This is a genomic window from Pantoea sp. ICBG 1758, from assembly GCF_002928325.1.
Classification (GTDB): Bacteria; Pseudomonadota; Gammaproteobacteria; order Enterobacterales; family Enterobacteriaceae; genus Pantoea; species Pantoea eucrina.
The window spans coordinates 1,173,622-1,186,989 of sequence record NZ_POWL01000001.1; the positions used below are offsets into that span (position 1 = coordinate 1,173,622).

The window sequence follows — 13,368 nt, forward strand, 5'->3', positions numbered from 1 at the left end:
GTTTATCTGGCAATAATTTTATAAGCAGGTTTTTGTGAGCTCAACCCAGCCATTTCTCAGGTTTATTAAATGTAATTCAACCTGAGTTTTGTTTTCCGCTTTTTTTGTAACGTCGGCTATAAACATATTGCCGTCGACGTATATGGTGTTTCCATTAGGCAACGGCTGCATATTAGCGCCAAAAACCCCACCAAAAATATCTTTCTTGTTTTGCCATTTATAAAGGATGCATCGGGATACCTCATCCACGTCCCGCTTAGACTCTAGCGTTACATGTTCTCCTGTTTCCCTTACATCATTAATGGATTTAGATACGCATCCTGTAAGAACTAACGCAGTTATCAGCAAGCTTATAAGCTTCTTCATATCCCTATTCCCATTAGTAGTGGATGGGATAAATCCTAATGCTGTTACGTTGTAAATGAAAGAAAGAATGCTCCTGCTTACTTAATTTTTACGACCACTCTGCCATCGCATTTTGAAGTGATATAGGCTCTGCCGTTTGCTTTACCTGGGTAAAATGCTGAGTGAAGTCAGTCGGGCTGAATGGAGGGGTTTTCCCGTCACGATTGACGTTAGCAATGGTACTCGCTATTACTCCAGCACCCCATTCCATCCGCATCATCGGATTCAGGCTTCCGAAACGCTCACGGAATCTGGCCCAGATTTGGGACTCTCTGAAGCTGATGCACTCGCGTGCTTCGGCAATAGTTCGTCCGCCGATGCCGTTAAGGACGAGTTCGCACCAGAATTCGTCTTCGGCACTGAGCTCGAAGTCTTTCCCAGATCGTTAACTTCCTGAATCGCCACCAGCAGTGCGATGGTCAGCGCACCATCAAGGGAGCCGCGCTCGGGATCGGCTTCACCGGTAATGTCCGCAGGCGTAAAGACTGGCTTACCCTCTTCATCGCAGATTGATGCTGCTATGCGACCAGCAACACCGTCGACTTTTCCGCCCATTGCCAGCACATCAGATGTGGCCGTGTGGTACCCCATTGGGCGCACAAAGATCGTGGCGCTAAGTTCTGCATCCCCCTGCTTCCAGGAAATTTGCTTCTCAACCGGACGCCCGGTAAAAGCACCAGCTTTTTTCAGTTCTTCAAGTGACAGTTTCATAATTAACCTGTGTGAGGCGGGGCCGCAGCCCCTTAAGATTAAGAGCCCGCGCCCGATTTGCGAATCCAGACACCGCGGCCACTGCGTTGCATTGTTGCTGCAGTAGAAACGACTGAGTTAGCCTGAAAATCAAATGGGAAGTCGCTGACATACGCCTGAAAGGTATACCAGGTACGGTCAGGCGGCAGTACCATTTCACCATCGCTTACAGTTGGCATTGATTCGCCATCAGACCAGCCAATAACCCACTGAATAATGTCGTTGGCATATTCATCCATCTCAGCAAGCTGCCAGAACAGATAATGCGATTCATTATCTGGGTCTGCATTCACTGTCACCGAAGCCTGGCCCGGCGTGCGCAATCCTTTTTGATAAGTGCGCGTGTTTTTTTCACTGAGGCAAGTATCCTCAATCTGATCTGCCGGGCTGCTCCCCGGATTGAATGAGGTGATGCATTCAATTTCATGAACAACGCCACGGATAAGGCCGTAAAGTTGTGTGCCCTGCGAAAGTACAGACATAGTTATCTCCGGACATAAAAAAACCGGCTCATGGCCGGCGGGTTAATCAACTGGGTTTCAGCGAGGCACTATCCAATCAACGTCGAAGGAATAGCGGTAGCGTTTTGTTTCACTGTCACGGCTCTGACTCCCCCATCGGACAATGTGGGCATGAGGCTCAATGGCGTCGCGAAGAGCCGTTGCAACTGCAATCGCCTCGTCGGGCGTATTGGTAAAAATGTCCACCTGCAAAGCAAATGAATCTACGTCAGGCCGCTGGTTCAGATAGTTCTCAGGCTCACCGCCCACGTTTTGCCAGACCGCGTATGGATAGATTACATTGTCATCCTGAAGACCAAACGGGTATAGCCTGAGCCTCTCACCTCCTATCAGTGCATTTACAGCCTCACTGGCCGCACACACAGGGAAAATGGGAGCAATCATGGCGGCACTCCTTTCTTACGGGCGCGGGCAATAGCGCGATCCAGAGATTTACCGTATTCGGTTACAAACGTATCGATTGCAATACCAGCGCTGGAATCCGCTGCCGGACGCATAAAAGGCCGCGCCGCCATATGCTCTGTGCCAAATTCAAGCAGCCGCCAGTGCGGGGTCGGTGAATTAACAGCTTTGTCAGGGTGCCTGCTCAGTTTTGCTCCGTATTGAACGCCGACCTTAAAACCAAGATCACCAGTGCGCTTGAAAAACTTTCCATTCCAGCGAACGGCTATATTGTCGGCCACGCTTCGCCCTGTTTGTGGATCGTCAAAACGCCGGGCATTGGACCTTGCTTTATCAGCAATGATGTTGCTTGCACGCCTGAGCGCTGCCCGCCCTCCCTTCTTCCTCAGATCGTCACTTACGCCCTCAAGCTTACCCAAAAGATCATCCAGACCGGTCAGCGAGAATTCAACACCATCAGCCATCGTTAACCCCTTCTGAGCACGGAAGAGTAAGGTAAACGCGGCCGCTTTCGGGATCGGGCAGCACACCCTCAATGTTATAAATTCTGTTCCGAAAAAGGATGCGATCACGGCTGCTTATGCCCTCGCGATAACGGATTGTGATGCGGGTTGTAACCTCACTTTGTGATGCCATAGCCGCCACAAATTCTCTGGCAGATGCTGCAGCAACTTCTGCACGAATTATTGCCACTGTCTCCCATGTTGTTAATGCAGCTCCAGTTACAGGGCTTTGAGTTTTAACAGCACGCTGAAGGGTAACGCGATGTCTGAGTCTTCCAGCTTGCATCAGTCACCCCCGCGCCTTTCCGTTCAGGTAGCTTGGAGCAGGCATCTCACTGCTGGCCTGATCGATCTCTTCCGAAAAAACCTGATACATGACAGCCGCCAGCGCTTCATTAGAGTCAGCCAAGCGGCTTATCGCTTTTGTCTGAGCGCTCATTGCTTGAAGTAATTCGCTTACCTGTTGCTCGTTCATATGCAATTCGACTCCATCTCTTGAACCACTCACGACGAGCAGCGCAGCCTTTGCAAGCCATATCAGACCCCATAAATCACGTAAGGCTGCAGTAACGCGTTTACAGCCAAGGGAATTTCGCTTAGCGATTTATCGGATACAGCTTCGCGATTAGCGAACCAGTGGCCCGCCAGCAACAGCATCGCTGTACGCACATCATCATCCAGTAACAGCCGGTCCTCGTCGCTTTCATAACCGGGGTCGGTGTTAGTGGCATATAGCGTTCTGCGGGTAAAAGTCTCCACATGCCGCTTTGCCGCGCCGATATAGATAGTAAGCAGGTCATCTTCACTGGTGTCGTCATCATCGATACGACAGTGAGTTTTGACCGTCATAAGCTCGATCATGATTACCTCAAATAGCGGCCCTAAGGCCGCTCTGATGATTAGCTGCCAGCACCTGTCAGTGAGCCAAATACAAACGCTTCAGGGCGATATACCGCCAGCGCCAGACGCTCTTCACAGCGAATTGAGATCATGTTTTTCTCAAAGTCGTCGGCGTTCTCAGTGGAGATAACAACGTTCGCATCTTCACGGTCAAAAATCTGAGCGCCAGAGTTGAACGCGCCGGTCAGGAATTTACCCAGGAACTGAGCGGCTTCAGTTGCCACAACAGGCAGGCCCCACAGAGTCGGCGTGGTAAGTTGCGCCGGGTTCGCCAGGATGTAGCGACCCAGTTCGTCTTTGGTCAGCTCAATTCGAGCCCAGTCGGTGAAGTGCAGGACGTGACCGGATGCCGGGAAGCGCGCCAGCTGAGCCTGCAGCATAGCCAGACGCAGCACATCAATACCGGACTGCTTTTCTACAGCGAAAGCCGGATTAAAAGCGACAGACTGAGGGATGATGCCTTTCAGATGCGCGCCGGTACCGTCACCAAAGAGAATCTCCTGTTCTTCAACATACTTCAGGCCGTAACGCATTTCTGCATCTACAGTGGATTGCAGCTGCGCAAAATCGTCCAGAATCTGTTTAGATGCTTTGAACATGTGCGCGATGGTGCGTACCGGTGTGGTCTCTTCAGCAAAAGAAATTTCGCTGTAAGGCTTCGTGGTATTTTCCGCTACGACTGCTGCATTGTTGGTGAAGCCGGTCTGCTTCACGTAATAGATCGTGTTTGACTGCGTGCGCCCTGGCGCAATTAAGTCGCGAATGAAGAGGCGCTGCTTTGGAGTCTGATCGATGCCCGGCAGGCGCTGAGGTGCGATGATTTGCCCCGGAACGTCAACAGTGGTCAGTTCCGATTTAACCGGGATGCTCAGACGCTTGCCGCCCTCCATGCTGGAGCGGATATCTTTCATCACTTCAGCAGAAACCAGCTGCTGGCCTACCGACTGCACAATATCTTTAGCCGCGTTCAGCGGCATGCTGGCAACGTGCTGCTCCAGATCACCCACAGACGCTTTCAGCGTTTTCAAGGCTTCATTCAGCACGTTATGTTCGGTTGCAATCTTATCCACGGCATTTTTGGTTTCAGTTGAAAGAGTGCCGGATTTACGGGCTTGCTCCAGCGCATCATCAGCTTTCTGACTGAATTCTGATGAAACCTTTTCCAGCTTGGCCGATACCTGCTGCAGAAGTTCGTTTACTTGAGACATGTTCTTTTCCTTATTCGCCGAGCGACGCCAGCGCAGATTTGAGGGAGTTAATTACTTCAGGATTTACTTCTTCGACAGCGCCCGGCTTGTCGTTCTCTTTGGCAGCAGCGCCCGGCATGCTGCCCAAAGCTTTCAGGTGCTTCCGGCGTTCTGAGCGCGGCATGCCGCCCTTCGCCAGAAATGCATCGATTTTGCGGATAGCCGCTGCGGGACTTTCATCGTCACTGGTGATTTCATCAGACGAGAGCAGCCCATCGGCCAGGCCTTTTGCAACAGAGTCGCCACCGCCGATAAAGGACTCTTTGTCCATCAGCGACTGAATTTCTTCCACCGGCATACCTGAGCGGGCGGCATAGATATCAGCCATTGCTTTATCAAACGGCTCCAGATAATCGGCGTACTCCCGGAAGTCGTTCCGGTTGCCGGCGGCCACAATCCATGCGTTGTGGATCATCAGAAAAGCACCGCGGCCTATCTGGACTTCGTCTCCGGCCATTGCGATGATTGAGGCTGCAGAGGCTGCAAGCCCCAACACCTTAACCGTCACTTTCCCCTGGTATTCGCGCAGAAGGTTATAAATGGCGAGCCCTTCAAACATGTCTCCGCCCGGCGAGTTAATGTGAACTGTCACATTACTCCCGCCGAGTGAGCGCAGAGCGGCGGCAATGCGGTTTGCGCTCACACCATCGCCCCACCAGTCCTCACCGATGACATCAAAAATGGTGATGGTGTTTTCGCCTGACTGCGCAGCGGCGCGAATGCTTCCATCCCAGCGATCAATGGCAGCGGCTGGCAAATCACGTTTTCCGGACGCAGAAAGCCGCCCCTCCGGCGCCGCCGGAAGAGTGTTTATTTTCTTCATTGGTTCTCCTAAGCCGCTTTCTTGAGCGGTGACTGCTCCGGAGGAATGTCCGGGAAAAGAAAGGCGTGAAGCTTCATGATATTGCTGGCCTGAGCGCCAACGTTGTTTTCACGCAGCTGATCGAGCGGCGTCAGGTTCAGCTGAACCGTATAGATATCACCACCATCAATGGGCGGTAGATTTTCCAGCCGGCGCACGTCATTACGCGACATCCAGCCGTTCTGCAGCGCGGTCGTGTAGTATGCAGATCGGCCAGCACTGTCTGCCCGAAGCAGGCCCTCTACTGAGAATTCAGCAAACAGATCGTCATCACCATCCAGCAGGCAGCGCGATATCTCCTGTTCGATATTTACCAGCAGTGGCCGCAGGGTATTGGTCAAAAACTGCAGGTTCATCCCCTCAACGCTTGAGGCCCAGCTGCTCTGTTTGTCGGCATGCCCAACCATAAACGGCGGCACGCGGAACCAGCGGCAGATTTCTTCAATGCTGAATGAGCGGCTTTCCAGCATCTGCGCATCGTCAGGGTTCATGGTGACGCCCTGATACTTCATGCCGCCCTCGAGCACCATTATCTTTCCGGCGTTCTTTGAGCTGGTAAAGTTCTGCATGTATCTGCGCAGGCGTTCACGCTGCTCTTCGTTCAGAGCGGTTTCTGAAGAGAGGAACCCGGAACTCTGAATACCGTTCTCAAATATTTTTGCTGCAGAGTGTTCAACCGCCAGCGCCGCACCGATCACGTCCCGACCAGTCATCATGGGCATCATGCCGCAGACGCCATCCAGCCCGAACCCGCGAATGTGCATAATGTTTTTGAGAGGGATAACGCGCTTCTGCTTGCTTTCGGTGTATGTGTATTCCAGCGCTCCGCTATCAAGCCGCTTAACGACCATGTTTTGTGGCAAAAGCGGAATCAGTGAAACCAGCTTATTGCCAATGTACTTCTTTTCTACGAATGCGTTACCGCGCAGACAGATGCTGGCGACTACCATCAGCATAAAACGTGATGGTGTCATCTCCCCGTTGGGCCTCCGGCACAGCACAGCATAGGCCGGGTGATTCGTTGCTGCTTTACGCGATCCGTCTGCCTGCCGCTCGTAAACCTTCAGCGGCAAGGTTGAAACGGACTCACTCAAAAGCCTGACGCATGCCCACACGGCTGACAGACGCATAGCTTTATCAGCTGTGACCACCTGCCCGCTGCTGCTGGTACCAAACCACTCCTCCCAGAATGTTCCCGTTGTCAGGCTGATAGGTACACCCAGCCAGTTCAGCAGTGCGCTTTTTACCTTTCCAGGCTGCTTATTCTTTTTCATCAGAAACCTATCATTATCGGAGAATCAAAGAAGCCGCTCAGGTCCTGAGCATCGTTTCCGCCGTTAACCAGCATGCGGCTCTTGGCCGTAAACAGCGCAACCGGGCCATCAATTTTGTTTTCCGGCGTGCTTTTGTTGGGAAAGATGTTGTCGTTTTTGTCCAGTCTGACCGTGACGTTTGACATCATCCAGGCCATGACCGGATTTTCATCATGGTGAAACTTGCTGCCGTAAATCTCTGCCTGCACTGATTTCATGGATTCAGACAGGTTTTTGACAGTCTGAGGCACTTCCACCAGTGGCAGGCCCTCTTCAGCCAGTGACAGGCTGAACTGCACCGCACTCCACGGGTCAAACGCAATTTCTTTGATATTGTCGCCTTTAACCCATTCCACAATGTCAGCCTTGATCATGGCGTGATCGATGACATCGCCGTCAGTCAGCTCAAGATGCCCGGCGTCAGCCCATTTACGATACAACTCAGCTATATGCGCCGGTGCCGTTTCCAGCCGCCCCTCTGGCAACCAGAATCGCCCTTCCATATGCGTTTCACCGGATGGATCGCGCCACGCCTTGACTGCAGCACAGATATCAATCTTGTTTGCCAAATCGACGCCGACCCAAAGCGGCCAGGCTTTTCGTTCTTCTGCGGCTCCTATGGCAGGCATTTTTGACCAGCGATCCATATCCATCCAGGCGCTTTCAGCAGTGACCCAGATATTGAGGTGTTTGGTAAAAAAGTTTGGCCGGGCTGCAATTTGCTCTTTCGCCTTTTTTGCCAGGCGGCGCATATCGTCCCAGCGCTTACAGACACCCAGCCCCGGATTTGCTTTCGGCCAGTTGGCCTCATCAAAGGGATCGTCATCTTCATCAAGCGTGTAAACCACTGCAAAATAAGTGTCGTCATCCACCACGCCGCGCAGCACCTTGATGGCGTAGTCACGCTGCTCAAAGCAGATGCCCTCTTTATTCGTTCCAGCCGTTGTGATGGCGAAAAGTAAAGACTGGAGGCGCGCTCCGGTCGCTGTTTCAAGAACGTCCCACACGTCACGCGTACGGTGTGCATGAAGCTCGTCGACTATGCCGCAGTGGATGTTGAGACCGTCCAGGTTGTTCGCATCGCTGGAAAGTGGCTCAAACTTAGATGCTGTCCTCTCCTGATGGATGTTCAGCTTCACGTGACCAAACAGACGACCCAGCGTGCGGGGGGCTTTCTTAATCATGTTTTTGGCATCATCAAACACAATGCGCGCCTGATCGCGGGTTGTGGCTGCTGAGTAAACCTCTGCGCCGCCCTCACCATCCGCACCGGTCATATATAGCCCGATACCGGATGAAACCGTCGATTTGGCGTTCTTACGTGCCACTTCGTTGTAGGCGGTGCGGAAACGGCGGACCATAACCGGATCACCATCGTCGTCATAAACCTGTTCGCCGGTCATCTCGTCGATAAGCGGAATAGTGAACCCGAACAGATTTATCAGGATGAAGATATGCCAGGGCATGAGCTCAATAGGCTTGCCCGCCAGCCCCCCTTTGACGTGGGGAATAAAGTTGTAGAAGTCGAGAATATGCTGGGCGCGGTCCTCGCTGAAGTAGATACCGCGCTCTGGCCCATGCTCTAAATCATTGAGAAAACGCTGGCACGCGAGACGCACCAGTTCGCCAGCAACTATCTCGCCAGACAGCACGCGCTCTGCGTACTGGATACCAGCCTGAACAGTTGCCATTCATCATTTGCGCTTTTTAAGAAATTCATCCAGTGGGTCGGCTTCTGCCGGGCCTTTTACACCAACCTTAGAGCGGCTGGCCGGGGTCATGCCGAATTCGGCAAGCATCGCTCTTATACGCTTCCACGCATCGGCTTTCATAGCTGCTGCCGGATGCGGCTTTATCATTCTGATCTCACGCTCCTGATCTTCATCAGGCTCCTCTTCGCTATAGACCGCATAAGTGTAACCCTCACGGTCCAGCGTTTCGCAGTGGTGACGGTATTCGGTATAAGCCTCGATCAGTAACTCAAGCGCTCGACCGTCCAGCGTCGTCAGTACGCCGACCGCGTCCAGCTCTTCGCCAATGCGCTTAAACCAGTACTTCCCCATCTTGTCAAAATGCTTTGGCGTGGGGGGAACCCCTGAGGGCGGTTTCGGTTCGTTTTTGTTAACAGCGCGTTTGGAAGGGTTACCCTTCACTAAAGCCAGATGAGTCGGGGTTTTCGGCGGTCCGGGCATAATCAAAAACTCCTATTAATGCCTGGTCAGGGAACCCCAAAAAAAAGTTTCTAACCTGCGGCGGTGTGAAAAAAAGCTAGGCGGCGGTCCTTTAGGTCTAAAGCCCTGAACTCTTGACCCGCCCTCCCCACTTAATGAGAATAAATGTCAAATGAGACATCTATTGCGAACTATTATCATTCAGGTCGATGCGCACTGGATTCTCGTTCATTTCCGCATCAAGATTGAAGACGGCGGTGATTGCCGGTCGGCTGGCTGCGTCGGTGCCAATGGTGGTGCTCAGCTGTTGGCTCAACAGCTCGCCATCAACTGCTATGCCATAACCGATGAAAGTCTTGCCTCGATAGATATGTGCGAGCTGAACGCGCTTCTGCCTCATTTGAGTCTCTCCGTTGCTGTCTTGCGCTTGTGACATGACCAGCACAATGCCTGAAGGTTGCTGTCTTCATCGGTACCCCCATGTGCTTTGGGAGTGATGTGATCGACAGTCTTTGCCGCTGCAGCCCTGCCATCGCGCTTGCACTTCTGGCACAGGTGCTTATCGCGGGTCAGAATGCGCGCACGCCTGATATCCCACTGACTGCCATATCCTCGCTCATGCCGGCTCTTACCTGCCTGATGCTGTTGCCAGCCCTCATTGACATGGTCAGGACAGTAGCCTGAACGGTCAGTAGTTGTCTTTGCGCAGCCACGTTTGCGGCACGCTCTTGGAATACGCTCAGGCATGCAACCTCCACGCCCTGCGGCGTTCTGTTCGCGGTGTGCTGTCAGGGTGCTGCTCTACCGGAGAATCGTCAGCATGATCCACCAGCGAATAGCATGGATAAATCACTGCGCCTCCGCAGGCATCGCTGACTGCATAGTCAGCTGGCGAACCGCAGTTCCATCTGCTCAGGACCTGCTGCAGCTTATGCGCCGGCACGCTGTAGCAGACGCCATGAATCAGCCTGTTGATGGTGATGTAGTCTGCCTGGCGCTTATCGGCGTCAATAAGCTTGGTGGCTATCTCAAGCTGATACTGAGGCGGCCTGCCGGTACCCAGATAGAAACTCACCATATCTTCAGGGAAGCGTGTGAGCCATTGCGGCACCACCCGAATAAATTCAGCAACAGGTAGCGCATCATCTTCAACAATCACAACTCTGCAGCTCTGCTCGCTGGCCCACGCAATAGCCCGGCGGTGATTCCAGTTCGCGCCGTGTTGGCCTTCATCAATCAGCAGGTGTCCGCTCAGTAACAACGCCAGCTGTTCTGCCTGCATGCGGCGGGTGTGATGCCCGACCACTATAAATTTGGTTTCCATAGACCTTATGCACCTAAAACCACTGATCGAATATCAGGATTTTGCTGATTTACATATAAGGATATGTTGAGTATTCAGCCCGTCCGTGTTTTGGGCACAGACGCACACAGCAATGAGGGATGGCTGATTACCTCTGGGAAAGGAAACTACATGTCTTTTCTGCATGACAAAAAATATCTACAGGCAGGAACAGTTGTTTCAGTGAAGTGCTCACACCAGATAAACGTTCTGGTGATGGACGACACTAACTTTAACAAGTACAGAAGAGGTGAAAGCTGTAGAACATATGGCGGGTTCTATACACGCTTTCCTGCAAATATTTCAGTCCCATCAACTGGAAACTGGAATGTTGTTTTAGCGTTGCCGCCTGGGCACTCAGCAAGGATTCAGCATTCGATCCAATATATAAGCTGATGAAAATTGGCGTTACAAGGGGCTGAAATTTAGCCCCTTCTCCTATTTATGTTTCCACCAAGCAAATTCTTTACCGATGCCGTCCGTCTTAAATACCGTATGAACGCGCGGGCCGGTCACCAGCCTGTCAGCATATCGATGCGCCACAATGCCAAAGGCGATCATGTCCCCGACTGCTGCGGCGGCTTTCTCTTTATGCCAGAACCGCAGTGACTCAATGTGGTAATAAAGCCGTACAATGCCGTGCGCTATCGCCATTACGTCAGCACGTGAGCCGCCCAGCAGGCCAGCATTGAGCATTACGTCATGCTGGTAGTCAGCGAGGAAAGCCTGATAGATAGCCTCGGGGTGATTCTGTTTAGCCCAGGCGTCTGCGTATGTCTTTGGCTCTGAGCCAACATATATCCGCCCTGACTCCATCTCTTCCCACGGCGCATGCAGCATCTCAACGTCAGTGCCATCGGTACACCAGACGTATTGATGCTCAGGGTGATCGCGCAGGTACTGCCAGATATGCAACCAGCGCCTGAAGTAGACATTCATCTGTACATCAGGAACAGCCACCAGCGATGCGCCTGCTGGCGCGGTATTCAGTTCATCCGCCAGCACAACCGCCTCACCGCCTTTTACCGATGCAGCCCACTTATCCAGTACCTGAGGTGATGCCGGCATCTTTGCGCCGCGCTGTGGGTCGGGCTGGCTGGTTAGCAGCGTGGTAATTACTGCGTTACGTTGCTGCCGATACTCTGCGTAGCCGGTGTAACCAGCATCCCGGCGGGCATTGTGAATGGTGACATTTCGCTTAACCTGCGCCTCACGGTCAGGCTTTAGTACTGATCGCTCTACCGCCTGGTGTTCATCAAGCGAGTAAATCAGCTTATCTGACCCGACCACATCAGCGAATGCCCAACTGGTCAGCCCAGCGTTATGAATGCGCAACGCTAAATCTGAATGCTCATACATGCCACGCTGATAAACAGGATCAAAGCCGCCTACCTTTTCAATAGCGCTGCGATGATAGTAAAGCATTACGCCGCGCTGCCCGGTATAGGCTATATGCTTGTCGTCCCGGTACAGTACCGCAATGTCATTAAGCTTTTGGCCGGTGGCGAAGTCCTGAAACTGATATGCCAGATGGAGCTCGGGGGATTCGATATATGGACGCTCCCATCCACCAGCGACAGGCCATGCGTCATCGTCCCACAGGAAAAGGTGCTCACACCCTACATCTATCAACGCCTCAAGGCTGGCGTTCTTAGCTGCAACAATGCCACGCGATTCTTCACAGCGAATAACCATTATTTCATCAGACACGGTCACTGGTATGGCTGAACCGTCATCAATCACGACAACCAGCGCACCGGCCGGCAGATGCTTTAAGTGATGTTCCAAAGCGTGCTGCAGCACTTCATGACGATTATGTGTGCTGATAGCAATACCAATCCTGCAGGCGTGATCACCCGTAGGTGCGTAGCGCACACCATCAATGATTACGTCCATTTAGAATTTCCTGCTGGGTATACGTGATAGATGCACGGCAATGGTGAAACCAATAGCGGATAATTCATTATATTTATTCTGAAAATTGAACTCTGAGAATGCAATTTTCAGAATAAAATAAAACCGCCACTTGGGCGGTTAGACTTGAGCAACCTCACGGCTTAACTTAACGAGAAGCCCATCCATTGCCGCACAAAATTCTTCATCCACATGAAAAATAGTCCTCAACATTTCCTTTCTTTTATCATCATCAATATCTTTTCCCTCTGAAAGAAGAAAGTAACATTGATTTGCTGGCTTGTTTATTTCTTTAGCTTGTTTGAAGTCAGGGAGCAGCTTGGGAAAATAAACGCCTAAACGAGCCATCATCATATCAGCATCATTTTCAGGTCTATTTTTGATATTCTGAATTATTGATTCTAACGTTTGCTCTCCTGATGCAAGCGCTATCCAATCCATATGCGTGTTAAAAACAAAGTTTTTATACTTTAGAAGTGATGCATATACTTCTTCCGCTTTGCTTATCCTTACCTGATGCCAATCTTTCTGTCTTTCAATCTCAAGCTGCTTGTTCATCCTTGCTTCAGCTGCACTATTGGCCATCCAGCAAGCTATTAATGCTGAAAGCGAGCTTATAATACCAACACAAACAGTTCCCCATGTACTGACCATAAAACCTCCTTTTAAAGAAGGTTCATTTTACATTGGTGAGAATAAGTGAGAAAGCTAAATCAGTTTTTCAGAGATTTACTGTTTGGTTAACCGTTGGATTCTTTAGCAGTCTGCATCAGGGCGTGCAACCGCACGACATGCCCACATGCACGCCTCCTGCATTTTGGTGCGAGCAATTGACAGGCAGCGGCCCGCTTCGTGAGCTTCAGCTGAATGGTTGCCTGTTACAGATAATTTGTCCTGCACCCACGCTTTTTGCTTTTCCAGCAACTGATAAAACTCACGGCTGACGTTCTTGAGATCGTCCATATCTTCAATTTCTTTCTGATCCAGCGTGCGGTATCCCTTAATCGTGGTGCCATCCTGCGGTTTAGCTTCGCTCAT

The 13,368-nt window shown here is 51.6% G+C and carries 20 protein-coding genes; 1 reads left to right on the plus strand and 19 read right to left on the minus strand.

Translation table 11 applies throughout. The features are described 5' to 3' along the window. Positions 1-18: 18 nt before the first annotated feature. The 16 genes from C1Y41_RS05710 to C1Y41_RS05780 all read right to left on the minus strand — a co-directional run bounded on the left by C1Y41_RS05710 (position 19) and on the right by C1Y41_RS05780 (position 10,398). Positions 19-366, minus strand: coding sequence for a hypothetical protein (locus C1Y41_RS05710; protein WP_104085030.1), 348 nt, complete (start codon positions 364-366; stop codon positions 19-21). Positions 367-630: 264 nt separating this feature from the next. Then, on the minus strand, positions 631-1,116 hold the full coding sequence (locus tag C1Y41_RS05715) for a phage tail assembly chaperone family protein, TAC (RefSeq protein ID WP_104085031.1): 486 nt from the start codon (positions 1,114-1,116) through the stop codon (positions 631-633). Positions 1,117-1,154: 38 nt separating this feature from the next. After that, positions 1,155-1,637, minus strand: coding sequence for a phage tail tube protein (locus C1Y41_RS05720; RefSeq protein WP_104085032.1), 483 nt, complete (start codon positions 1,635-1,637; stop codon positions 1,155-1,157). Between the two features lie 57 nt (positions 1,638-1,694). Then, the gene (locus tag C1Y41_RS05725) at positions 1,695-2,060 is read right to left on the minus strand and encodes a DUF3168 domain-containing protein (RefSeq protein WP_104085033.1); all 366 of its coding nucleotides are present in this window, start codon (positions 2,058-2,060) and stop codon (positions 1,695-1,697) included. Next, positions 2,057-2,542 (minus strand): HK97-gp10 family putative phage morphogenesis protein, encoded by a 486-nt coding sequence (locus C1Y41_RS05730; protein WP_104085034.1) that lies wholly within the window; start codon positions 2,540-2,542, stop codon positions 2,057-2,059. The genes C1Y41_RS05725 and C1Y41_RS05730 overlap by 4 nt, the downstream gene beginning before the upstream one ends. Next, entirely contained in the window at positions 2,535-2,867 is a 333-nt protein-coding gene (locus tag C1Y41_RS05735) for a phage head closure protein (protein ID WP_104085035.1), read from the minus strand. The genes C1Y41_RS05730 and C1Y41_RS05735 overlap by 8 nt, the downstream gene beginning before the upstream one ends. 3 nt (positions 2,868-2,870) lie before the next feature. Continuing rightward, complete coding sequence (locus C1Y41_RS20005; RefSeq protein ID WP_158249864.1) at positions 2,871-3,056, minus strand: hypothetical protein; 186 nt, start codon at positions 3,054-3,056, stop codon at positions 2,871-2,873. Positions 3,057-3,118: 62 nt separating this feature from the next. Beyond that, positions 3,119-3,442 (minus strand): head-tail connector protein, encoded by a 324-nt coding sequence (locus C1Y41_RS05740; protein ID WP_199181675.1) that lies wholly within the window; start codon positions 3,440-3,442, stop codon positions 3,119-3,121. Between the two features lie 38 nt (positions 3,443-3,480). Beyond that, on the minus strand, positions 3,481-4,689 hold the full coding sequence (locus tag C1Y41_RS05745; protein ID WP_104085037.1) for a phage major capsid protein: 1,209 nt from the start codon (positions 4,687-4,689) through the stop codon (positions 3,481-3,483). 10 nt (positions 4,690-4,699) lie between these two features. Further along, positions 4,700-5,551 (minus strand): head maturation protease, ClpP-related, encoded by an 852-nt coding sequence (locus C1Y41_RS05750; RefSeq protein WP_104085038.1) that lies wholly within the window; start codon positions 5,549-5,551, stop codon positions 4,700-4,702. Between the two features lie 8 nt (positions 5,552-5,559). Then, positions 5,560-6,864 (minus strand): phage portal protein, encoded by a 1,305-nt coding sequence (locus C1Y41_RS05755; protein WP_104085039.1) that lies wholly within the window; start codon positions 6,862-6,864, stop codon positions 5,560-5,562. Continuing rightward, positions 6,864-8,594 (minus strand): terminase large subunit, encoded by a 1,731-nt coding sequence (locus C1Y41_RS05760; RefSeq protein WP_104085040.1) that lies wholly within the window; start codon positions 8,592-8,594, stop codon positions 6,864-6,866. Before C1Y41_RS05760 ends, C1Y41_RS05755 begins: the two co-directional genes overlap by 1 nt. Positions 8,595-8,597: 3 nt before the next feature. Then, positions 8,598-9,095, minus strand: a complete 498-nt coding sequence (locus C1Y41_RS05765) for a phage terminase small subunit P27 family (RefSeq protein WP_104085041.1) — start codon at positions 9,093-9,095, stop codon at positions 8,598-8,600. Between the two features lie 160 nt (positions 9,096-9,255). Continuing rightward, positions 9,256-9,510, minus strand: a complete 255-nt coding sequence (locus C1Y41_RS05770) for a hypothetical protein (protein ID WP_233207415.1) — start codon at positions 9,508-9,510, stop codon at positions 9,256-9,258. Further along, the gene (locus C1Y41_RS05775) at positions 9,471-9,821 is read right to left on the minus strand and encodes an HNH endonuclease (protein WP_104085043.1); all 351 of its coding nucleotides are present in this window, start codon (positions 9,819-9,821) and stop codon (positions 9,471-9,473) included. The genes C1Y41_RS05770 and C1Y41_RS05775 overlap by 40 nt, the downstream gene beginning before the upstream one ends. Further along, complete coding sequence (locus C1Y41_RS05780; RefSeq protein ID WP_104085044.1) at positions 9,814-10,398, minus strand: hypothetical protein; 585 nt, start codon at positions 10,396-10,398, stop codon at positions 9,814-9,816. The genes C1Y41_RS05775 and C1Y41_RS05780 overlap by 8 nt, the downstream gene beginning before the upstream one ends. A 150-nt stretch (positions 10,399-10,548) precedes the next feature. Here C1Y41_RS05780 and C1Y41_RS05785 point away from each other — a divergent pair, with 150 nt between their 5' ends. Then, positions 10,549-10,812 (plus strand): DUF1883 domain-containing protein, encoded by a 264-nt coding sequence (locus tag C1Y41_RS05785; protein ID WP_104085353.1) that lies wholly within the window; start codon positions 10,549-10,551, stop codon positions 10,810-10,812. Positions 10,813-10,854: 42 nt separating this feature from the next. On the opposite strand, the gene C1Y41_RS05790 is transcribed toward C1Y41_RS05785, so the two are convergent. The 3 genes from C1Y41_RS05790 to C1Y41_RS05800 form a co-directional block, all read right to left on the minus strand. Next, positions 10,855-12,312 (minus strand): glycosyltransferase family 2 protein, encoded by a 1,458-nt coding sequence (locus C1Y41_RS05790; protein ID WP_104085045.1) that lies wholly within the window; start codon positions 12,310-12,312, stop codon positions 10,855-10,857. 138 nt (positions 12,313-12,450) lie between these two features. Further along, positions 12,451-12,984 (minus strand): hypothetical protein, encoded by a 534-nt coding sequence (locus C1Y41_RS05795; protein WP_104085046.1) that lies wholly within the window; start codon positions 12,982-12,984, stop codon positions 12,451-12,453. Positions 12,985-13,086: 102 nt separating this feature from the next. Next, the gene (locus C1Y41_RS05800; protein WP_104085047.1) at positions 13,087-13,368 is read right to left on the minus strand and encodes a hypothetical protein; all 282 of its coding nucleotides are present in this window, start codon (positions 13,366-13,368) and stop codon (positions 13,087-13,089) included.